Source organism: Flavilitoribacter nigricans DSM 23189 = NBRC 102662 (assembly GCF_002646595.1).
Lineage (GTDB): Bacteria > Bacteroidota > Bacteroidia > Chitinophagales > Saprospiraceae > Flavilitoribacter > Flavilitoribacter nigricans.
In genome coordinates this window covers 309,260-332,266 of the sequence record NZ_PDUD01000009.1, presented here as the reverse complement: position 1 = coordinate 332,266, position 23,007 = coordinate 309,260, and the positions used below count along the sequence as shown (strand labels likewise).

Annotated in this window: 16 protein-coding genes; 9 read left to right on the top strand and 7 right to left on the bottom strand. The window is 51.4% G+C overall.

Annotated features, from left to right (window positions below):
• The first annotated feature begins 57 nt into the window (after positions 1-57).
• On the top strand, positions 58-1,776 hold the full coding sequence (locus CRP01_RS06165) for a RagB/SusD family nutrient uptake outer membrane protein (protein ID WP_222845660.1): 1,719 nt from the start codon (positions 58-60) through the stop codon (positions 1,774-1,776).
• 234 nt (positions 1,777-2,010) lie between these two features.
• Here CRP01_RS06165 and CRP01_RS06160 read toward each other — a convergent pair whose 3' ends face one another.
• The 5 genes from CRP01_RS06160 to CRP01_RS41825 form a co-directional block, all read right to left on the bottom strand.
• Complete coding sequence (locus CRP01_RS06160; protein WP_099149131.1) at positions 2,011-3,498, bottom strand: tail fiber domain-containing protein; 1,488 nt, start codon at positions 3,496-3,498, stop codon at positions 2,011-2,013.
• A gap of 513 nt (positions 3,499-4,011) precedes the next feature.
• A complete protein-coding gene (locus tag CRP01_RS06155; RefSeq protein ID WP_099149130.1) occupies positions 4,012-4,824 on the bottom strand; it encodes an SDR family oxidoreductase in 813 nt (270 codons plus the stop codon).
• 157 nt (positions 4,825-4,981) lie between these two features.
• Positions 4,982-5,566, bottom strand: coding sequence for an RNA polymerase sigma-70 factor (locus CRP01_RS06150; RefSeq protein WP_099149129.1), 585 nt, complete (start codon positions 5,564-5,566; stop codon positions 4,982-4,984).
• A 76-nt stretch (positions 5,567-5,642) separates the two neighbouring features.
• Entirely contained in the window at positions 5,643-6,656 is a 1,014-nt protein-coding gene (locus CRP01_RS06145) for a LacI family DNA-binding transcriptional regulator (protein ID WP_099149128.1), read from the bottom strand.
• Positions 6,657-6,849: 193 nt separating this feature from the next.
• Positions 6,850-7,398: a hypothetical protein gene (locus CRP01_RS41825; RefSeq protein ID WP_143473287.1), complete on the bottom strand. Its 549-nt coding sequence runs from the start codon at positions 7,396-7,398 to the stop codon at positions 6,850-6,852.
• Positions 7,399-7,495: 97 nt separating this feature from the next.
• On the opposite strand from CRP01_RS41825, the gene gyrA reads away from it, so the two are divergent.
• Together gyrA and CRP01_RS06135 are read left to right on the top strand one after the other, a co-directional pair.
• Positions 7,496-10,087, top strand: a complete 2,592-nt coding sequence (gene gyrA, locus CRP01_RS06140) for a DNA gyrase subunit A (RefSeq protein ID WP_099149127.1) — start codon at positions 7,496-7,498, stop codon at positions 10,085-10,087.
• Positions 10,088-10,202: 115 nt separating this feature from the next.
• Entirely contained in the window at positions 10,203-11,537 is a 1,335-nt protein-coding gene (locus CRP01_RS06135; RefSeq protein WP_099149126.1) for a tetratricopeptide repeat protein, read from the top strand.
• Positions 11,538-11,613: 76 nt separating this feature from the next.
• On the opposite strand, the gene CRP01_RS06130 is transcribed toward CRP01_RS06135, so the two are convergent.
• Positions 11,614-12,039: a hypothetical protein gene (locus CRP01_RS06130; RefSeq protein WP_099149125.1), complete on the bottom strand. Its 426-nt coding sequence runs from the start codon at positions 12,037-12,039 to the stop codon at positions 11,614-11,616.
• Between the two features lie 5 nt (positions 12,040-12,044).
• Positions 12,045-12,794, bottom strand: a complete 750-nt coding sequence (locus CRP01_RS06125) for a hypothetical protein (RefSeq protein WP_099149124.1) — start codon at positions 12,792-12,794, stop codon at positions 12,045-12,047.
• Positions 12,795-13,068: 274 nt separating this feature from the next.
• Between CRP01_RS06125 and CRP01_RS06120 the strand changes: the two genes are divergently transcribed.
• The 6 genes from CRP01_RS06120 (at position 13,069) to CRP01_RS06090 (ending at position 23,005) form a co-directional block, all read left to right on the top strand.
• On the top strand, positions 13,069-13,983 hold the full coding sequence (locus CRP01_RS06120; protein WP_099149123.1) for a sugar phosphate isomerase/epimerase family protein: 915 nt from the start codon (positions 13,069-13,071) through the stop codon (positions 13,981-13,983).
• A 293-nt stretch (positions 13,984-14,276) separates the two neighbouring features.
• The gene (locus CRP01_RS06115) at positions 14,277-15,140 is read left to right on the top strand and encodes a DMT family transporter (RefSeq protein ID WP_099149122.1); all 864 of its coding nucleotides are present in this window, start codon (positions 14,277-14,279) and stop codon (positions 15,138-15,140) included.
• A 62-nt stretch (positions 15,141-15,202) separates the two neighbouring features.
• Positions 15,203-16,531 (top strand): sensor histidine kinase, encoded by a 1,329-nt coding sequence (locus CRP01_RS06110; protein ID WP_099149121.1) that lies wholly within the window; start codon positions 15,203-15,205, stop codon positions 16,529-16,531.
• A 268-nt stretch (positions 16,532-16,799) separates the two neighbouring features.
• Positions 16,800-20,480: a methionine synthase gene (gene metH, locus CRP01_RS06105; protein WP_099149120.1), complete on the top strand. Its 3,681-nt coding sequence runs from the start codon at positions 16,800-16,802 to the stop codon at positions 20,478-20,480.
• A gap of 340 nt (positions 20,481-20,820) precedes the next feature.
• The gene (locus CRP01_RS06095) at positions 20,821-21,567 is read left to right on the top strand and encodes an SIMPL domain-containing protein (protein ID WP_099149118.1); all 747 of its coding nucleotides are present in this window, start codon (positions 20,821-20,823) and stop codon (positions 21,565-21,567) included.
• Positions 21,568-22,120: 553 nt separating this feature from the next.
• On the top strand, positions 22,121-23,005 hold the full coding sequence (locus CRP01_RS06090; RefSeq protein ID WP_099149117.1) for a UDP-2,3-diacylglucosamine diphosphatase: 885 nt from the start codon (positions 22,121-22,123) through the stop codon (positions 23,003-23,005).
• The last annotated feature ends 2 nt before the right edge of the window (positions 23,006-23,007 follow it).

The window sequence follows — 23,007 nt, the reverse complement described above, 5'->3', positions numbered from 1 at the left end:
GTTTGGAACCGCAGCGGCCGGTCGGAACGGCCACCTTTTATCACACTCAATTCTAACATGATGGAACCTTTAAAAAATAAATTAGCTTTTCTGCTCTTCGCTTTTTTACTGCTCTTCTCGGCCTGTGATGAAGAGGCTATACTGGAGGAGGTACCGCTGGATTTTGCCAGTCCGGAGAACTCCTTCCTGACCATTGACGATTTTAATTCCGCTATCTATGCGCTCTACGATAACGCCCGGACGATCCTCTCCGGCGGAGAACACCGGCCACTGGATTACATCTACGGTACGGATCTGGGGTTTAACGGCGCCCAGCAGCTGAACGTGCGTTTTGGCAGCTACCTGGCTACCCTGACCCCGCAGTCCGGATTAGTGATCACCCACTGGCAGGCGTACTACAAGATCATCTCTTCCTCCAACGTCATCCTGAACCGCCTGGCGGACGCGGAGATGAGCGATGCGGAGAAGATCCGGGTGGAAGCCGAAACGAAACTGTTCCGCGGGCTGGCTTACCGAAATCTGGCGCATCTTTTCGGAGGCGTTCCGATCGAACTGGAAGAAGTGGGCGCTCCCAAGACAGACTATACCCGGGCTTCCCGGTCGGCGGTCTACGAGCAGGCGGCCCAGGATCTGGAATTTGCGGCCGCCAACCTTCCGGGCATTACCGATGTACAGGACGGGCAGGTTTCCAATCTGGCGGCCTACCACATTTTGGCGGAAGTTTACGTCAGCCTGGAGCGCTGGTCCGATGCGATCACTGCGGCTTCCCAGGTGATCGATGATCCGGCAACGGCTCTGATGAGCGATCGCTTTGGCTCCAGAATGTCCGAACCCGGTGATGTTTACTGGGATCTTTTTCGGCAGAACAACCAAAACCGCAGCTCCGGTAATACGGAAGGGATCTGGGTGTGGCAGCAGGAGATCGATACGCCGGGAGGCGCTTTGTCCTCCAACAGCCGCAGCAGCAATAGTGCTCAACTGGAAAGAGATCACGCCCCCCGTCCCTGGAGTTTCAAATACGCGGATCCCTCGGGTGTGAATCCATTCCTGTCGCTGGGCGTTTCGGATTATACCGGCGGCCGGGGCATCGGACGTTTCCGAGGGACCAATCATTTCAATTACGGGATCTGGGAAGCGGAAAACTGGGACGATATGCGCAACTCGGAATTCAACTTCGTAAGGGATGTGGCCTTCAATAATCCCGAATCGGAATGGTACGGGCAGATGCTCTCCGATCACTGGGAATTATTCCGTCAGACTAATGATGATACCATCCGCTTTTTCTATCCCTACCAATCCAAAGTGACAACCCCGGGCAATCACCCTGCGGAGTTGTTCGTAGATGCCGAACTGATGACGCTGAACGCCTCGGCAGCCGGCAGTACGTACACCGATCAGTATCACATCCGGCTGGCGGAGACCTATTTGCTCCGGGCCGAAGCTTATATGGGTAGCGGAGATCTCAATAAAGCCGCCGAAGATATCAATGCACTTCGAAGCCGGGCCAATGCAAGTCCGGTAAGTCCGGATGCGGTGGATATCGACTATATCCTGGACGAGCGTATGCGGGAACTGGGGGTAGAGGAGAAACGCCGCCTGACCCTGAACCGCCTGGGATTGCTGTACGATCGGACTAATCGCTACTGTGACGGGAATCCGGTATCGGCTAATTACGGTGTCGATGTACAGCCCTACCACAATCTGTTCCCGATACCGTTTAGTGAGATCGAGAGCAATACGGGGGCCGTCCTGGAACAGAATCCGGGCTATAATTAATCCGGTTTGAAGATATGATCGCATAGCAGCGACGGCTGAGCTATCAGCCGTCGCTGCTATGGGTGTATCGTAAATTGTACAAGCCATTCTCGATAATCGATGCGGCGCACCGTCCTGATGATTTTCTACATCGGTTGAATAGATCGCTACGCTGTAGCTCTAGGTATTTTCATCTCTTTGGTCTGAAAATAGTCCGGTGCGCTGCACCTACCTGTGCAAATTGGTATCCTTAGCCTATTTTATCGTTACCATCTTACGGGTATCCACCACCTTCCCGTCTACCAGCAGGCTGTAGTAATACACCCCACTGCTCCATTGATCGGTATTCAGCAGCAGCCGGCCGGTACCTCTTTGTTCCAGATCGATATTTTTCAGTATCCTGCCGCCGGCGTCGGTGAGTTGCAACGCGGCCCGTTTTACTCCGGGCGGGATGTAATAGGGAATAGCGGTACCTGCCCGTGAGGGGTTAGGTTGGTTTTGCTGTAAACTGGCTCCGGTGCCCGTTTCGCCGATGGTGGTCGGGTCGGTCAACTTCCGGACCAGCGCTTCCAGTTCGTCCAGTCGATGCTCCAGTCTCAGGATCCTTTCTTCTTTAGCCCCAATGATCTCCTGCTGTTCCTGCATCGCCTGGGTAAGGATCGGCACCATGCTGATGTAGTCGACGCCCAGATATTCGATGTTTTCGTTGGTAACTCTGCCGTCAGTTCCTTCCAGCGGAACAGAGTTAAGACTTTCGTGAACCAGTTCCGGAAAAACCTTCTGGAGTTCCTGCGCAATAAAGCCGAACTGCCGGCCGGCGGCCAGGTTCATACTCCGGTATTCTTCCCGTTTCATCTCGTAGGTCTTGGGGGCTAATTTCATGATCCGGTCGAGGGCGCGGAATTCGGCGATGTCTCTTTTAAATTTCCGGTCCGAGACATTGCTTAGCGTAGCGGTATAAGCCAGGTTACCGCTGGCGTAGACCCCGTAGTGCATGGCAGTGGCATCGGTACTGCCGTAGATGCCGTAATTGCCGGTGCTACTTCCTCCGGCAAAGGAGAAGATACCGTACCGGCTGGTGATCGAGCTCTGATCGTTGCTGACAAAAATGCCGTAGAGGCCGAAGGCACTGGATAGTGGAGGCCCCTCGTGGCGCACGCGCAGGGCTATGTCTTTTTCATCGGTCGACTCCAGAACGTACATCCGGGATGTACTTTCAATCTCGTCGGTACCGATACTGAGCGAACCGGAAATGGGGTCCGCACTGAAGAAACGGTGCTGTAGAGAGGGATTACCGCCAATATTCCGCTCGGAAGTGAGGGAAAACAGCGACGTTACAGGATCTCCGGAATCATAAGCCCCGATGTCGGTGAGCCCGAGGTGCCAGATCTCATGATTGGCCTGGCCGCTTTGGGAGCCGGATAAGATCAGTCGCCGGGAAGTCACACTCAGGGCCTGGCTGTAGCCGGTGAGACTTTGGGCCAGGTACAGATTACTGGAACTCACCGTCGAGCTTTGGTCGATCCCCTGCAGGCTCAGGGCAAAAGCATCCATGTGGGTCAAAAAATTATTGCTCTTGATGTTTAGTCCGCCAATGCCGTAGTTACCCAGGTAATTGGGGTTTTCGGAGTGGGTATACGATAATTTGTCCGGTGTCGATGCACTGCTGATCTGGGACATCAATTCCTGGAAAGGGTAGCCAAAGAAGAAAATAAGTAATAAGCAGGGTAAAAGGGTTTTCATAATAGTGGATATAGTTTGGTTGTTACTTGCAATGGCGGTGCATGGAGGTGACTCCGGCCGCGATCAGGATCGCAGCCACCTGGTTGTTATCAACCCAATCTATACGGTTTGCAGAAATAGGGAAAGGGAGCATGTGCCGGTTAATTCGCACACTGCTTGGATGAACGGTCCCGCTGATTGTGCGGGCCGCAAGAAGTCAAAAGTCGCAAAATCACCTCCCACGCACTACACGGTACCCTTGAATCAAGAAATGATGGACCGTACTAAGGTTAGTTACGGTATCTACCCGAACGGGCGGGGAGCGATAGCTCAATAGAACTTACAGACTGTTAGAATACCTGAAATGTGACTTTGGAAGGAAGGCTGGGATATCCCGCACCCATTGGGTGGGCACTCCGGCTCGGGGAATTGAAATATGGAGGAAAGTGAGCTGTTATCTGAAACGGTAGATCTCAGACAATAGCTCACTGTCTTGAAAAAGTACGAAGTGAAGCCAGCACCTTCATTCGGGGCCTAAACCCCGCTGAAAGCACTAAAACCACCATCTACGGGAATTACGGCACCCGTCACAAAGGAAGAAGCTTCACTGCTCAGCCAGTGAATGATACCACAGAGTTCTTCGGCTTCCCCGAAGCGTCCCATAGGTGTATTGTCGATTATGGTTTTCCCCCTTTGGGTGAGGCTGCCGTCTTCCTGCAGCAACAGCCGCCGGTTCTGATCAGCAATGAAAAAACCCGGAGCTACGGCATTCACACGGATCTGGTTGCCGTGACGGCGGGCCAGTTCCACTGCCATCCAGCGGGTAAACGCATCGATCCCGGCTTTACCGGTAGAGTAGGCTACTACCCGGGTAATGGCCTGGAAAGAGGCCATGGAGGAGATATTGATGATGGAGGCATTCTGGGTTTTGGCCATCAGTGGGCCAAATACCAGCGTGGGCAATACGGTTCCCTGCAAATTCAGGGAGTTTACCCGGTCAAATGCCTCGATGGGCAGATCGAAAGGGTGCATGTCAGGGCCGATCGTCGCCTCCGGTACGTTACCGCCCGCGGCATTGATCAAAATGTGGAGCGCGCCCCATTCCGCTTCCAGTTGGCGGCAGGCAGCTTCCAGTTCCTGCTGGTCGAGTACATTGGCGACCAGGGCCATGGCCTGGCCTCCGGCTTCCCGGAGTTCATTGACCTTATCGTTGACTTTCCGGGCGGTTCTTCCCAATATGGCGACTTTCACGCCGGCTTTGGCCAGACTGTCCGCCATGGTTCCACCCAGTACACCGGCACCGCCGGTTATTACAGCTACTTTATCCTGTAGATCGAAGGAATTCATGTGATTTTAAAATTTTCCGCTAGATAGGCATTTTAGGGAAAACTACACCCGAAGCCGGTCATTTTTGTGCCATTCTAAACAAAAATGTCCGCGTGGGTAGGATCTGATCACGGCAAAAGCCGGTCAGTTCACCAAATTTTTCCAGACTTGTTTCGGGCTATTTAGCCGCTACTTTTCCCAGACGCAGGCGCAGGAAGATCAGGGAACGACGCATATGGGTCTCCACCGTTTTGATGGAAATGTCCAACTGGTCGGCGATCTCCTGGTACTTCAGGCCTTCGTTCCGGCTGAGTTTGAAAATGTGACGTCCACGTGGGGGCAGCGCCTCGATGGCATCTACTACTTTCTGGTGCGTTTCCTGGTAGATCAGATAGTCTTCTGGAGAAGAATATCCGGAATCGGAATCGACCGGCAGTTCTCCGCTGATGGTTCTTCGTTTTGCCCACCGTCTCAGATAGTCGATGGATTGGTTGCGGACTGCCATGTGCAGATACGCGGGTAAACTGGACTTGATGGTCAGTTGATCCCGGTTGAGCCAGATCTTGATAAATACATCGGAGACAATTTCCTCCGCTTTTTGCCGGCAACTAACAATACTGGTAGCCTTTTCACACAGAATAGGGTAGAAGGTGTAAAACAGTTTTTGGTAGACCTCCGAGTCATTCCAGTTGTTGTTGCACACGTTTGACTCTTTGTTAATGGATTGGGAGCGATTGAATGTGAGTTTTGCGGTTGCAGTCATGTTTTTCGTTTTTTATCCCACCGAATGTGAGATTTGAATTCATAAAGCTGGTGAGTCGTCTTCAAGTGTGCTGGTCCTATGGGGAAGAGGATCTGATAATTAACTGAGGTTGCAGGATATGCTTACGTACGATATAGTCTTCTCCTTTGTTGATCTGTTCCAGGAATACACGGGCTGCGCACTGGCCCATTTGCAGGCCGTTCTGATCGACCGTCGTGATCGCCGGATCGAGGTATGACGTGAACGGCGCGTTTCCGAAGCCGACAATGGCCACTTCTTCGGGCACTTTTTTTCCGGACATCTTAAGCTGTTGGAGTGCTCCGAGGGCCGCGTAGTCGCTGGAAGAAAAAATGGCATCGAAGGTGACGCCGCGGTCCAGCAGCCCTTTCACGACCTCCTGTCCGGCCTGTACATCGGAAGGACAGTCGATCATCAGGTCCGGGTCCATTTCGATTTCGTATTTGCTGAGGGCGAGCATGTAGCCGCGCAGACGCTCGCGATAGATCTCACTGGTACGGGGACCGATCAGGTGAACGATCCGCTTCCGTCCTCTTTCTATAAGGTGTTCGGTAGCAGTGTAGGCGCCCAGAAAGTCGTCGGTCTTAACAATGCTCGCTCCCAGATCGGATACGGTGTTATCAAAAAGTACCAGAGGAATACCCTCCGCCTGGATCCGGCGCAAATGCTGGTAGGCATTCGTGCCTTTGGCGAGTGAGACGACGATGCCGTCTACCCTGGTTTTTAATAAGGTCTCAATCACTTTGACCTCCCGGTCGGGATTCTCGTAGGTCTGGCCTACAATTACACTGTAACCGTCCTTATTGACTTCATCTTCGATACCACGGATCACGCTGGGGAAAATACTCTTATCCGCCGAGGGAACCAGTACACCTATAATGTAGCTTTTGCCGCTGCGCAGAGCGGCAGCGATATGATTGGGCCGATAGTGGAGACGTTTCGCAGTGGCCTCAACGGCCTTCCTGGTTGCATCGCTGATCCCCGGATGTTTATTGAGCGCCCGGGATACGGTGGAGGCCGTAATATTCAGCTCTTTGGCGATGTCTCGTATGGTTGTTTTGTATTTACCCATGATTATTGCAAACGATTGCACTAATATAAAGCTGTTTTAGAGAAAGAAAAATTTTTATTGCAAAAAAAGCGAAATACTTGTTTTTTTATTTGTGGATTAGGATATAACGAACAATAATTACTTGATTTTTCAGACGAAGATCCGAAAAACGATTGCATAAAAGTTTGCTTTTTAGACTAAGTATCGTGGTTTTTTACCCCTTTTTGCACCGATTGATACCATACGGATTTGATCTGATACCAAATGGGTGAAAATACCAGAAGAATAGGTCGATAAAGTATATGGAATTGAGCTTTTGATTTGCAAAAAGCGGCGTGCGGCCACCGGGAAAAGTGCCATTGGCAATGGAGGCGAATACCGGTCTGAGACATTTCAATAATGGGGAAAACCGGTGTTTTTGACCTGAAAATCCAATTTCGTCCCGCTGATGCGTTGGGAAATTAAATTCTGCCACACTTTTTGCAAGGGAGCAGCGTTTTGGTATCCTATTATAATAAGGTGCGGCCAAATCGAGCCCCAACTCGACGGGAAAACCATTTTTTCGGCGGCAAAAGGCTTCTGAAAAAGGGCCGCAGCCGGATGAAAAAAGCGGGAATCTGACGGACAATAATCCAGCTCCGGGACGGAATTTCCATTGGGAGAACGGTCTATTTGCCAAACACTTGAAAAAGGGATTTAAAGTGTAGAAAATCATGCAAATAGTGCCAGCAAATTCCGGGCTGATAAGCATTATTTGCTTCATTTTTCGTAATTTTGCTGGGCTTTAGAAAAAGGCTTTGGAACAACCTTTTATGCATTAGCCTACTCTTTGAAAAATTAATAAAGTTCAAATCTTTTAAATGCCTTCAAATCAAAGAATTATCCCGGTAAATATCGAGGACCAAATGAAATCGGCCTATATCGATTATTCGATGTCGGTGATTGTTTCTCGAGCCTTACCGGATGTGAGAGACGGACTCAAGCCGGTTCACCGCCGGGTTTTGTACGGCATGTCGGAACTAGGACTTACTTACGGCAAATCACACAAGAAATCCGCAAGGATCGTTGGTGAGGTACTTGGTAAATACCACCCTCACGGTGACAGCTCCGTATATGACACTATGGTGCGTATGGCTCAGGATTGGTCCCTGCGCTATCCACTGGTAGACGGTCAGGGTAACTTTGGCAGTATGGACGGTGACAGTCCGGCGGCTATGCGTTATACCGAAGCCCGCCTCCAGCGGATCGCGGATGATATCCTGGCCGATATCAACAAAGATACCGTCGATTTCAGTCTCAACTTCGACGATACGCTGGAAGAACCCACGGTGCTCCCCACCAAGATCCCCAATCTGCTGGTCAACGGTGCATCGGGTATCGCGGTAGGTATGGCGACCAACATGTTGCCCCACAACCTGCGGGAAGTGGTGGACGGCATTATCGCCATGATCGACAATCCGGAGATTACGATAGAAGAGCTGATGGAACACGTGAAAGCACCAGATTTTCCTACCGGTGGGATCATCTACGGCACCGCCGGGGTGAAAGAAGCCTTCGAGACCGGCCGTGGCCGGATCGTACTGCGGGGGCGGGCGGAGATCCAGACGGATGCCCGGGAAAGAGAGACCATCGTTATTTCCGAAATTCCCTACCAGGTGAACAAAGCCACACTGGTGGCCAAGATCGCCGAATTGGTAAACGATAAGAAGATCGAAGGGATCTCCGACGTGCGGGACGAATCGGACCGCGATGGACTCCGCATCGTTGTGGAGGTGAAACGGGATGCCATGGGAAGTGTAGTGCTGAGTAAGCTGTTCAAATATACGGCGCTCCAGACTTCCTACGGGGTGAACAACGTCGCTCTGGTGAACGGTCGTCCGCGCATCCTGAATCTGCACGATCTGATCAGTGAATTCATCAAATTCCGGATCGAAGTGATCGTACGGCGTGCGCGTTACGATCTGCGCAAGGCCCTGGGCCGCGCGCACATTCTGGTGGGACTACTCGTTGCGCTGGATTACCTGGACATGGTCATTAACCTGATCCGGGGGAGCGGTACGGTGGACGAAGCGAAGAACGGTTTGATGCAGGGTGATTTCATCGATGACAAAGACGCTTTCTGGAAGAAATTCGGTCTGCTGATCGAGGAAGCCCAGACGGAAGAACTGCAGGTAGCGGAAGGTAACGTACTGTCCGAAGAACAGGCCAAGGCTATCCTGGATCTGCGTCTGCAAAAACTGACCGGTCTGGAACGCGATAAGGTCCGGGCTGAATACGATGAGATCCAGGAGCGCATCGCCTACCTGAAAGCCATTCTGGAGAGTGAAGAGATCCAGAAGGATATCGTGAAAGAGGAGTTGGCGGAAGTGCGGGAAAAATACGGCGATGACCGTCGGACGGAGATCACCTACGAAGAGGGCGACATCTCTATCGAAGACCTCATCAGCGATGATGATGTGGTAGTGACCATCTCCCACCTGGGCTACATCAAGCGGACACCCGCCAGCGAATATCGCACCCAAAGCCGCGGTGGTCGCGGTGCCCGGGGCAGCCGTATCCGGGAAACGGACTTCATTGAACATATGTTTGTGGCCACCAATCACAATTACCTGCTGCTCTTTACGGAGATGGGTAAGTGTCACTGGCTGCGCGTTTACGAGATCCCGGAAGCCAATAAGAATTCCAGCGGCCGGGTGATCCAGAATATCCTTTCCCTTCCCAAAGAAGATAAAGTCCGGGCGTATATCATTATAAAGGACCTGACGGATGAGGATTTTCTGAATAATCACTATATTATGTTTGGAACCCGCAAGGGGATCGTCAAGAAAACACCGGTGGAAGCTTACTCCCGCCCGCGTGTAGGTGGTATCAACGCCATCACGATCAACGACGGGGACCAATTGCTGGAAGCTCGTCTGACCACGGGAGACAGTGAAGTCTTTATCGCCACCCGTTCGGGTAATGCCATTCGCTTCAACGAATCCGCTGTCCGTCCGATGGGACGCAATGCGGCCGGTGTCCGGGGCGTTTCTTTAAGTGGCAGCAAAGACGAGGCTGTGGGAATGATCTGTATCGATCCTTCGGACAAAGAAGTCGCCGTACTGGTGGTTTCCGAAAAAGGATTGAGCAAGCGTTCCGATTTTGAAGAGTATCGTCTGACCAACCGCGGAGGTAAAGGGGTGAAAACCATGCAGGTCACTAAAAAGACCGGCGACCTGATCGCCATCAAGGCAGTCCGCGAAGATGATGATCTCATGATCACCAGTCGCCTGGGCATCACGATCCGGATGAAAGTGGAGGATATCCGCGTTATGGGTCGGGCCACACAGGGCGTAAAAGTGATCCGTCTGGACGACGAGGACGACATCGCCGATGTAGCGGTAATGCCAGCCGAAGAAGATGTGGATGATGAACAAATCGTTGATAATGAGGCTTCTAGTGAAGAAGAATAGCCGCATTTAACGTTCTTTAACAGAAAGGTTTCTTATTTTAACAAACATATAGGTACCTCAAACCGGTTGTAAACGTCATAATACCGGTTTTTCGATCACTAAAACTTAAACAACAATGAAAAAACTGATCTTAGGAATGTTTGCTTTTGTGTTATTTGCCGCCTCACTGCAGGCGCAGGACGCAAAGGAAGCAAAGAAAGCGCTGAACGCATTCAACCTCGATCAAAGCAATAAAGAGAAGCTGACGGAAGCAGTGAACGCTATCGAGGGAGAACCTAGCGGAGAGGACGCTGCCGATCCCAGTTTTTATCTGCTGAAAGGAGATATTTATAGTGCACTGGCTAACCAGATTGCCGTTATCAAGCAAACTGGCCTGGGCACCGAAGATGAACTGCCGAAAGTAGATATGCTGGCGGTAAAAGCATTTAAAGCCTACACGACGGCTCTGGAAAAAAATGAGCAGGCGAAGAAATCCAAAAAATACTACGTCAGAGACGCCATGAAAGGCCTGTCTGAAGTACAGGGCCACCTGTACAACTTTGGTATCTACGCTTACGAAGCTCAGAACTACGGAGCTGCTTACACCAACTTCGCAGCTGGTCTGGAAGCACACGAAGTGCTGAAGCAGAACGGCGAAAGCAGTACGCTGGATGACGAAGCGGCCCTCATGGACCAGAAATACCTGGCCGGTCTGGCTGCCCTGAACAACAACATGTTGAACATGGCCGGTCCGATCTTCGAGGAACTGTACAAAGCGGACTACGACAAGCCTGCTATCTACGAAGCACTGTACTCCCTGAACTCTAAAGCGGAAGATGCAGACTTAGATGCAGCTTATCAGTACCTGCAGGCAGGTCGCGAAAAGTATCCGGAGGAAGTTTCTCTGCTGTTTGCCGAGATCAACCACTTCCTGAAAATTGGAAAGCTGAACGAACTGATCGGCAAGCTGAAAACAGCTATCGAGAAAGAACCCGAAAACCTTACCCTGTATGTGACCATGGGTAGTGTTTACGACAACCTGTATCAGAAAGAATTCAAGGCTGGAAACTTGGAGAAAGCCACGGAATATTTCGATGAGGCGCTCGAATACTACAACCAGACACTGCAGAGAGATCCTAAGGATTTCGACGCTCAGTACAGCATCGGTGCTCTCTACTACAACAGAGCAGCCAACATGACTTCTGAGTTGAACGAGCTGTCCAATGACTTCTCAAAAGAGGGTATGAAAAAATACGAAGCCAAGAAGGCTGAGATCTTCGAAGAATTTGACAAGGCACTGCCTTACTTCCAGAAAGCGGAAAGTCTCGATCCGAACAGCCTGAATACGCTGATCGCACTTAAAGAGATCTACGCCAGAAAAGATGACCTGGATACTTCCAACAAGTTCAAAGAACGGATGGAAAAAGTTCAGTCAGGAGGTTCTAACGATTCTTCCTACTTCAACGAGTAATCAGCTCTGCGTTAACGAAATAAAAAATGCCGCTCTCCAGGCCTGGAGAGCGGCATTTTTTTGTCTGGTCACCCGATCACTGGATGAGCGGTTCGCCGATGATGACGTTTATCTCGGGAGTGATCTTGACCTTGATCTTTACGATCAGCGGATCCCGCAGGTTGGCGTAGGTTTTCCGGTGCAGGGTATAAGCGGTTTTGATAGTAGTGAAAACCGAAGTGAGGGCCGCACTGGATTTGTTTTCCTGTAAGATCTGATTGATCCGTTCCGGGGTGAATTTTTTGTGATCGCCAATCAATTCCGCCTCCAGTGCCGGACTCAGGGCCACACTCAGACCAAAGCTATTGACCTCCAATCCGTAGATCTCCAGTTTGGGAAAGATCTGCAGCCATTCGTCAATAAGCTGGTAGGTTTTTTCTTTCGCCCCTTCGCTCAGACTGGAAGTCTGATCCTTGATCACATCTGAAGCGTCCTGTAAAGCTTTTTTGATTTTATCGATCATAGTATCTATCGCTTTTTAAACTTGATATCACCGGCTACCTTGGCTTTGCCTTCGATGATATCCAGAAAGTTATTTTCTACCGTTACGGTTTTACCATCCACTACGGCATTGGGAATATCGGTCTTTTTTACTTTACCCGGCAGGTGATAAACGGTGGTGTAGGAAGCGCCCTGGAAGAACATTTTCATCATGGCCAGATTGTCTTCATCCTGACCCAGTAGTTCCTTGGCGTCCGGCATAGGCATCCGGGTAAGTACTCTTTTATTCAGTGCGAACTGGGCGCCCTGCGTACCGAACATACCGTTGCCCATCATCCCGGCCGGCCCACCGGCATCTTTCTCTACATTGAGCTTTTTCATTACTTCGCCCATTTTTTCAAAATCATCCAGACTACTGAACGGGAAATTCATACGGATGACCATTTCGCCTTTACTTTCACTGGCGTTCATATTGATGGAAACGTCCTTGATCAATGCCTGATCGGACGCACTAAGCTGTTTAAATTCCGGGGCGTCCTTAAAATACATGACGGAGTCCATTTCGAGGGGCGCATCTTCGTCGGCGCCGGCTTCTTTTTTGGCTTGCTCATCGATAATACTCTTGAGCATGGGGTCGCTGAACAGTTCACTCATATCCATGGTGATCTGGTATTTACCGGATCCGTCGGCATTGAGATAAACGTCTTCCAATACTTCCAGACAGCCGGTTAGGAAGAACAGAGAAGCAGTGACTAATAACAGCAGAAATCTTTTCATGATTTTAATGTTAATGATATTAATGCCCTAAAAGTACAATATTCGGGAAGAATACCGCAAGGGAAATATTATATTGGGGCGGTCGAAGTCCGGAGTCTGCGGGGCCGGTTACCGGTCAAAAAACACCACAGTGGATACCGGTCTCACTCCCGATCCGGAGGAAAGCCGAACGGATCGTTATCGGTAGAGCATGGGCTTTCCACTACACGCCCGGATCGCAATACCGGCAGGTCCACGAGTAATCAGCATTCATAAATCATCATCTGAAAATACTATGCAATTAGGATTTGTTACCGCCATTTTACCCGAATTGTCTCTGGAGGCCGTCATGGATGTGGCCCGGGAGGCGGATTATGACTGTATCGAGGTCATGTGCTGGCCCGAAGGAAAAGCCGAACGTCGCTATGCCGGAGTTACCCATCTGAATGTAACGGACTTTTCGGCCAGGGATGCCAAAAATGTACGCGAACTGATCATCCGGAAACGGGTAGAGATCAGCGCCCTGGGCTATTACCCGAATCCGCTGGTACCGGACCAGGCGGAGGCCCAGGTTTACATTGATCACCTCAAGCGGGTGATCGAGGCGGCCGCCCTGCTCGAACTCGGCCGGGTGAATACCTTTATCGGCCGGGACTGGACCAAATCGGTTGATGATAACTGGCCGCGCTTCCTGGAAGTGTGGCAACCCCTGATCGCCTTTGCGGAAGAACACGAAGTGAAGATTGGAATCGAGAATTGCCCGATGTCCTTTACGAAAGATGAATGGCCGGGCGGGAAGAACCTGGCGCAATCACCGGCAGTCTGGCGGCGCATGTTCGAAGCTATTCCCAGTGATTACTTCGGGCTGAACTATGATCCTTCCCACATGATCTGGCAGATGATGGATTACCTGAAACCCATCCGGGACTTTTCCCACAAACTATTCCATATCCACGCAAAGGATGTCCGTCTGGACCGGCACAAACTGAATGATGTGGGAATTATGGCCTTTCCCAACGAGTACCACACCCCCAAATTACCCGGCATGGGCGACGTCAATTGGGGGCAGTTCTTTTCCACGCTCACCGATACCGGATACAACGGACCGGTCTGTGTGGAAGTGGAAGACCGCGCTTTTGAAGGTAACCTGGAGCGTCGCAAAGAATCGCTGCAGCAAAGTAGTCGCTACCTGCGCCAGTTTGTGATCTGATCCCAGCCGGAAGGTTCAGTCATTAAAGTTGGATAAAGCAAGTGGTTTGCGGGACTTTCCCAACGCTGATCTTCAGGTAGGAATATTTCGAATATTTTCGGGATCGTTGGAACGGTTTTCCGACCACATCGGTTGAAGTGCAAAACTGCCCGCAAGCGCCCAAAATTCATTCGCACCGAACTATTGCAAATTCGGAGGAGTAGGGTACTTTTGCGGCTTATTTTTAAAGCAAAACCGTCGACCGTCAACCCTCGACCCTAGACCGTCGACCATCAACCCTCAACCGTCAGACAATGCAAACTCGCTACCGCGGAATTGCCGCAACCATCATGGCGGCGGTACTCTGGAGTACTGCCGGGCTTTTCATCAAGCTACTGCCACAGGATGCCTTCACTATTCTGTTCTACCGGTCTACCTATGCCATGTTGCTGTTCGGACTCTTATTCCGTAAACAGGTGCTGCAATTCAACCGGCAGATGTGGATCAATACCCTGTTTTACACCCTGCTGCTGCTCACCTTCGTGGTCGCGACCAAACTCACCACTGCCGCCAATGCGATCTTTCTGCAATATACCGGCACGGCCTATATCCTGTTGCTGGAACCCGTCCTTTTCAAAACCCCACTGAACCGGATCAACCTCTGGACCACGGTATTCTGCTTCCTCGGTATGGGACTGTTCTTTTTCGGTGACCTCAACTGGACGGGTGGATTAGGGATCGGGCTGGCAGCTCTATCGGGCCTGCTGCTGGCGGCTTTTTTCCTGGGGCAGCGGGTAAATCCACCGCAGTACCACGTAGCGGCCATCTTTTGGGGAAACATCTGGGTGATGCTGATCGGGTTGCCCTTTTTCCTGCAGTCCGCTCCGGCTACCTTACCCCAACACGGTATGCTGGCCTTTCTGGGGATCATGCAGTTGGGAATGGGCTATGTACTCTTTACCTACGGCCTGCAGCGGATCACCGCCCTGGAGGCCTCCCTGCTGGCCATGCTGGAACCCATCCTCAATCCGGTATGGGTATTGATCGGCCACGGCGAACGACCATCCAATCTGGCTATAATCGGCGGGTTTCTCATTGTTGCAGCTCTCATTGTCCGGTTGATATTACTGGATCGCCAGAAGCGGCGGAAGCGTTCGGATCAGTTGCTCATCACCTGATAGGGCCTTACACCTTTCGCCGAAAATCCTATATTTGTAGGAACTAAAATCATTCCAAGCCCGTGCTGTATCGTTTTCGCGTTAACGTCGTGATCCGGATTGTGATCCTGGTCTTGCTGCTGGCCGGTGGAGTTGCCAGTTACGATGGTACCATTGACCTGCCGGTGGTACTTGCTTTTCTGCTGACCATAGTCATGGTCTTTAATCTTTTCTACTACGTCGACCAGACCAACCGGGACCTGGTCAATTTCCTGACCAGCATTAAATTCAATGATTATACGACTACCTCGTCGGCCGCCCACCGGGGCCGGTCCTTTGGGCAGTTGTACGATGGGTTTAACCTCATCAACCGGAAATTTCAGGAAGTGCGGGCGGAAAAAGAGGCCAATCACCAGTTTCTGCAGACAGTAGTGGAGCACATCAATATCGGTCTGCTTTGCTACGACGAAGACGAGGAGATCGTGTTGATGAATAAAGCGCTGCAGGGCCTGCTGCACAAATCTTACCTGATCAATCTCGAAGGCCTGCGCACGGTCGATGAAAAGCTGTTCGCCACGGTGCGGGACCTGCCGTCCGGGGAACGTACCTTAACCAAACTGATCATTGATAATAAACTGCTCCAGGTCGCAATCCAGTCTACCGAACTGGTCCTGAATAAAAGCCGGCTGAAGCTGGTTTCTTTTCAGAACATCCAAAGCGAACTGGAAGGTCAGGAACTCATGGCCTGGCAAAAGCTGATCCGCATTCTGACCCATGAGATCATGAATTCCGTGGCACCCATCGCCTCCCTGAGCTCTACCCTGAAGGACATTATCGGTGAAAAGTCGGAACTGGACCAGGATGCACTGAAGATGGTCCGTCATTCGCTGGGAGTGATCCAAAAACGGAGTCAGGGGCTGATGGCCTTTACCGATACCTACCGCGAGCTGACCCGCATTCCGCCGCCCAAATTCCAATTGGTGGACGGCAAAGAATTGCTGGAAGAGGCCGAAACTTTATTCCGGGCCCGGATCGAGGCCGAGAACATCAACTTCCAATTGCACACCCCACCGAGTGAAGTCCAGTTTCAGGGAGATCCCAATCTCCTGGAGCAGGTGCTGATCAATCTGATCAAAAATGCCATGGATGCCCTGGAGGGACAGGCGGATAAGGTGATCAACGTTCATTTGCAGAAAAGTACCAACGGCAAGGTGAGTTTCCAGGTGGCGGATAACGGTCCCGGGATCCCGGCCGAAAAACTGGATCAGATCTTCATTCCTTTTTATACCACCAAGGAAACCGGCTCGGGTATTGGTCTGAGTTTATCCCGCCAGATCATGCGATTGCACAAGGGCAGCCTGGAGGTACAGACGGTCGACGGACAGGGATCGATCTTTACCATGACGATTTAATGGCCCAACGACTCTTCCGGAGGTATCTTCCTGGTATTGCGGCACTTCCGGCGGGAACGGTATCTCCTTTCTTCCGCCGTATCTCCCCAGATGCATTTATTTATCCAAAATTGGATAACTTTGCCGGACTTTTCCGACCAGTAGAACCAATCTTTTTTAGGAATTGAAATGTTGTTTAAAATAATTCCGGCCGGCCACGCCATTCTCCCGGTTGGATCCACCCTAAACCATCCTGCCCGTCATACGGGAAAAAATAAGCATTTTACTTATGGAACGATCTACACTCAAGGACATCATAAAGGAAAGGATTCTCGTACTCGACGGCGCTATGGGAACCATGATCCAGCGTTATAAGCTGAGCGAAGCAGATTATCGCGGGGAACAATTCAAGGACTGGAAAAGCGAGATCAAAGGGAATAATGATCTGTTGTGTCTGACTCAGCCCAAGATCATCGAGGCCATCCACCGGGAATACCTCAAGGCGGGCGCGGATATTATCGAAACGAATACCTTCAACGCCAATGCGCTGTCCCTGGCGGATTACCACATGGAATCATTGGCGTATGAGATCAATAAAGCGGCGGCGGAGATCGCTAAACGGGCCACGGCCGATTTTCAAAGTGAAGACCAGCCCCGCTTCGTAGCCGGAGCCATCGGACCTACCAACCGGGCCTTATCCCTGTCGCCGGATGTAGACAATCCGGGAAGCCGGGCCGTAACCTTCGATCAGGTTTACCAGGCCTACTACGACCAGACCCGCGGTCTGCTGGACGGCGGAGTAGATCTGTTGATGGTGGAGACCATCTTCGATACGCTGAATGCCAAAGCTGCGCTCTTCGCGATTGAAACCCTCTTTGACGAGCGACAGATCAAACTACCGGTCATCATTTCCGGCACCATTACGGATGCCAGTGGCCGGACGCTGAGCGGCCAGACAGTAGAGGCTTTCTGGATATCGGTGCAGCATGTGGATCCGTTCTGTGTGGGACTGAACTGTGCGCTCGGCGCCAAGGAAATGCGTCCCCACCTGCAATCCCTGTCGCGCATCGCCGATACCTACGTGCACGCTTATCCGAATGCAGGACTACCCAACGAATTCGGCGAATACGACCAAGGGGCGGTAGAAATGCGGGACTATATCCGGGAATTCGCCGGCAGCGGATTTGTCAATATCATCGGTGGTTGCTGCGGTACCACTCCCGAACACATCCAGGCGATGGCCGAAGCTGTTCGGGACCTGCCACCCCGGCAAATACCGACCGTACCGCATTACACCCGCCTCAGTGGACTGGAACCGCTGGAGATCCGCCCCGATACCAACTTCGTGAACGTCGGCGAACGTACCAACGTGACCGGCTCTCGCAAATTTGCCCGGCTGATCCGCGAAAATGATTACAACGAAGCACTGAGTGTAGCCCGTCATCAGGTGGAAGGCGGCGCGCAGATCATCGACGTCAACATGGACGAAGGTCTGTTGGATTCCAAACAGGCCATGGTCGATTTTCTGAACCTGGTAATGGCCGAGCCCGATATCGCCAAACTGCCGATCATGATCGATTCCTCCAAATGGGAAGTGATCGAGGCCGGCCTGCAGGTGGTGCAGGGAAAATGTATCGTGAATTCCATTTCGCTGAAAGAAGGCGAGGCGGAGTTTATTCGTCAGGCCAAACTGGTGAAGCGTTACGGAGCCGCCGCTGTAGTCATGGCCTTTGATGAATCCGGGCAGGCGGATACCACGGAACGTAAGGTAGCCATTTGCAAACGCGCCTACCAGATCCTGACCGAACGGGTGGGACTGGCCCCGGAAGATATCATTTTTGATCCCAATATCTTTGCCGTAGCCACCGGCATCGAAGAGCACAACGAATACGCTATCCACTTCATCGAAGCTACCCGGCAGATCAAAGAGGCCTGCCCGGGCGCAAAAGTGAGCGGAGGTGTGAGCAATATTTCTTTCTCCTTCCGGGGAAATAATGCCGTGCGGGAAGCGATGCACTCGGCTTTTCTCTACCATGCGATCAAGGCGGGTATGGACATGGGGATCGTCAATGCGGGGATGATGGAAGTGTACGAGGAAATTCCCGATGATCTGCTGGTGATGGTGGAAGATGTGCTGTTCAACCGGCGCGAAGATGCGACGGAACGCTTAACCGATTTTGCGGAAAACATCAAACAGGACGGCAGCCGGAGAATCAAAAAGGACGAAGCCTGGCGGTCGGAATCCGTCGAAAAACGCCTGGAACACGCACTGATCCGCGGTATTACCGACTACATCGAAGCGGATACCGAAGAAGCCCGTCAGAAATATCCGAGTCCGCTGAACGTGATCGAAGGACCGCTGATGGACGGCATGAACGTGGTGGGCGACCTGTTTGGCTCCGGGAAGATGTTCCTGCCGCAGGTGGTGAAAAGTGCCCGGGTTATGAAGCGCTCGGTGGCTTATCTGACGCCTTACATCGAAGAAATGAAAGCAGCCGGAGGAGATACTTCCGGAAAAGGAAAGGTACTGCTGGCCACGGTAAAGGGAGATGTGCACGACATCGGTAAAAACATCGTCGGCGTGGTACTGGGGTGCAACAATTTTGAGATCATCGACCTGGGCGTGATGGTACCGGCCGAAAAAATACTGCGGATCGCCCAGGAAGAAAATGTGGATATCATCGGGCTCAGTGGTCTGATCACTCCGAGTCTGGATGAGATGGTGAACGTAGCCGAGGAGATGGAACGTCAGGGATTCACCATTCCGCTGCTTATCGGTGGTGCAACTACGTCCCGTACCCATACGGCCGTGAAGATCGAACCGAAATACTCCGGGCCGGTCATCCATGTTCTGGACGCCTCCCGTAGTGTAGCGGTGGCTTCCACCTTACTGGGTGAAGATGAAAATGCCCGGAGCAATTACATTCTGGATCAGCGTAAGGACATGGAGCGCATCCGGGAACAAAGGGCCGGCCGCAAGTCGGCAAAAACCTACCTGAGTCTGAGCGATGCCCGTGCCAACCACCATGCGCTCGACTGGTCTGCTTACGAGCCGCCGCGGCCGGCGCAACTCGGTATTCAGGTCTTCGAGGATTACGACATAAACGAAATACTGGACTATATTGACTGGACACCCTTCTTCTCCAGCTGGCAGCTGAGCGGAAAGTTCCCGGCCATCCTGAAAGACGAAGTAGTAGGGGAGGAGGCGACTAAATTGTACCGCGATGCTCTGGGCATGTTGCGTCAGATCGTGGAAGAAGGCTGGTTGCAGGCGAAAGCGGTTATCGGGCTTTTCCCGGCCTGGAGTGTCGAAAAGGACAGCATTGAAGTGTATACCGATGATAGCCGGGAAGAAGTGCTGATTACCCTGCACCATCTGCGGCAGCAGGTGAAAAAAGCGCCCGGGCGATTCAACCACGCCCTGAGTGACTACATCGCGCCCAAATCCAGTGGTAAGGCGGATTACATCGGGGCCTTTGCCGTTACAGCCGGCATCGGCATCGAAGAACACATCAAGCGATTTGAGGAAAATCACGACGATTACCACGCCATCCTGCTGAAATCCCTGGCGGATCGCCTCGCGGAGGCCATGGCCGAGCGGATGCACCAGCGGGTGCGGGAGGAATTCTGGGCCTACAGCCCGGAAGAATGTATCGATAACGAAGGCTTGATCGCCGAAAACTACCAGGGTATTCGTCCGGCACCGGGCTACCCGGCCTGTCCGGAGCATACGGAAAAGAGAACGCTCTGGGAACTGCTTCAAGTAGAGGAGCAGATCGGCATGCAACTGACCGAAAGCTGCGCGATGTACCCCGCCGCCTCCGTAAGCGGATGGTACTTCAGCCACCCGGAAAGCAAATACTTCGCCGTAAAAGGCGTACAACCGGATCAGATAGCCGATTACGCCCGTCGGAAAGGTATGGGGCTGGAGGAGGCGACCCGCTGGCTGGGTTCCGTGGCGGATTCCTAGGGTCTACCTGGACAGGCTGCCGAACTTTGGTGTGTGAATGGTTCGGGGACAAATGTATTGGTCCCCTTGAGCCGGTGCTGTCTTGAATCCCGATGATCCCGGACTTCAGAAGTGAACCTGCCCGCTTTAGCCAAGACAGGTCTTCGATGGCTATGCTACCCTCAAAGTGTTTCGTTGCTGAGGAACGGTTGTTCGGTTCCGTAATCGTCCGCCAGGTTAGTATCCTAAAGAATATCGACCAAAACTCAATTTATTTATGCGTTTTTTTTGTGTACTGGAGATGGAAAATGCATCTACTTGAAAAGTTCATGTTTTTTCATTTCCGTAAACAAAAAATGCAATGGTAAACTATCGTAATCGTTTTGAGGCGATATTCCTACTGATAACAGCCTCCCTTTTTCTTTTTTCTTGTAGCCGGCCCGCAGCCGCCACCGATAAGCCTGGTGCCAATACTATGCTGATCAAGGCCACCGGAGAAATAGAAGCCGTACCGGATATGGCGACCTTCAGCATCGATCTGACTTGTCAGCGGCGAAATGCGAAGGACGCAAAAGTCTGCCTTCTGGAGCAATCCGATGATCTTACGACTACCTTATTATCCCTGGGCATCGAACGAGCGGATCTGCAAACTACGGTCATCAGTATGCACAAAAATTACAATTGGACCAAAAGTACCCGGGTTTTCGCCGGCTACAACGGCACAACTTCCATGATCGTCACTGTCCGCAATATCGACCTGCTCGACACGCTTTATACCGAGTTGCTGGATAATCGGGATCTGCAGATCGGTTATATTACCTATGCGCATTCTGATATGGACAGTTTACGAGCTTTGGCTTATCTCGAAGCGCTGCAACAGGCCGACGTCCTCTCCCAAAAGTTGCTCCAGGAACTGTCTTTGGAGCAAAAAAAGATCCGGAATATTGCCAACGTGGATATCTCGGCCCGGACGGCTGCCGTCCGCAATGCTTCAGAATTAGTAGAGGAAGCCCAGGCAACCAGTAACGTACAGGATCAATCTATGACGGTGCACAGTGGTTTGATCAAAATAAGGGCGCAGCTCTTTGTGGATTATTGGATAAGTTGAGTTCTTAGAGACTGTTTGAAAACTTCTGCTGCCGGAGAAAAACCCGGATTTTGGCGTCAATTGAAAGCTATTTTTCACTGCATAGCACAACTACGGAGTTAAAAATAGGTGCAAAGTGGGGGCAAAAGCCGCGTTTTGGAACCCAGTGAGAGGTTTTCAAACAGTCTCTTATATAAGTACAGCAAATACTGATGCGGATCGGTTTGGGATTCCTGCAGTTGATCTTATTATTTGATAATCCTTCCTGACGGGCGGAGGGGGAGACTAGAAGATTAAAAGCAGCGGAAAAAGCTACCCCGCTTCCAATTTTCTGGTCACCTCCGTCTTTCTCATCTTGTCCAAATTTATTGAAATCGAGTGACTGTTTTCATGGCGGTACTTCTCGGACTTATGCTGAATAGCCGGACCTAAATTAGGCTTGAGCAATCCAAATCACATTGCGTCGGGGAGGATTGCGATTCCACATATAGCATAAGAAACTTAAATTTCCCTTCATACCCAGTTTACGTTCATTACCGACTTTTGTCCAAAATACTTTAGCGAAAATCGATCTATGAAGAAAGAACTCGATATCGTAGTACTCTCGGACGTTCACCTGGGTACCTACGGCTGCCACGCTAAAGAACTGCTCCAATATCTGAAAAGCATTAAAGTCGGCACCCTCATCCTGAACGGCGATTTTATTGATATGTGGCAGTTTCGCAAGCGTTATTTCCCAAGGGAACATCTGCAGGTGATCCAGCGGATCCTGAAGATGTCTACCAAAGGCACAAAAGTCTACTACATTACCGGAAACCACGATGACCTGCTGCGGCGCTACACCGATTTCTCCTCCGGCAACATCCACCTGCGGGATAAAATGATCCTGCACCTCAACCACAAGAAATACTGGATCTTTCACGGAGATGTATTCGATCTGACCATTCAGTATTCACCTTACATCGCAAAACTGGGAGGGAAAGGGTATGATCTATTGATCCGCCTTAACCGCATCATCAATAATCTGCGCACGGCTACCGGTCGCCCTCGCATGTCCTTCGCCAAGAAGGTGAAGAACCGGGTGAAAGAAGCGATCAAATTTATTGCCGATTTTGAGCAAACGGCAATTCGCCTGGCCCGGGAAGAAGGATTTGACTACGTGATCTGCGGTCACATCCATCGACCCCAACAACGCACGGTGGAAGAGCAGGGCAAAACCGTAACCTATCTGAATTCCGGTGATTGGGTGGAGAACCTGACGGCCCTGGAGTACCAGAACGGGCAATGGAGTGTCTACGAATACCACGAAGCGGATTACAAGATGGTCAGCCCGCGACTGCAGGTAGACAAACAGGAAGTAGTTGATGATGAAGACCGCACCGATAAGGTTAGCCCGGAAGAACTCCTCTTACAGATCATGAACCGGAACGAAAAGATCACCGTATTGGGAGGAAGCTGATC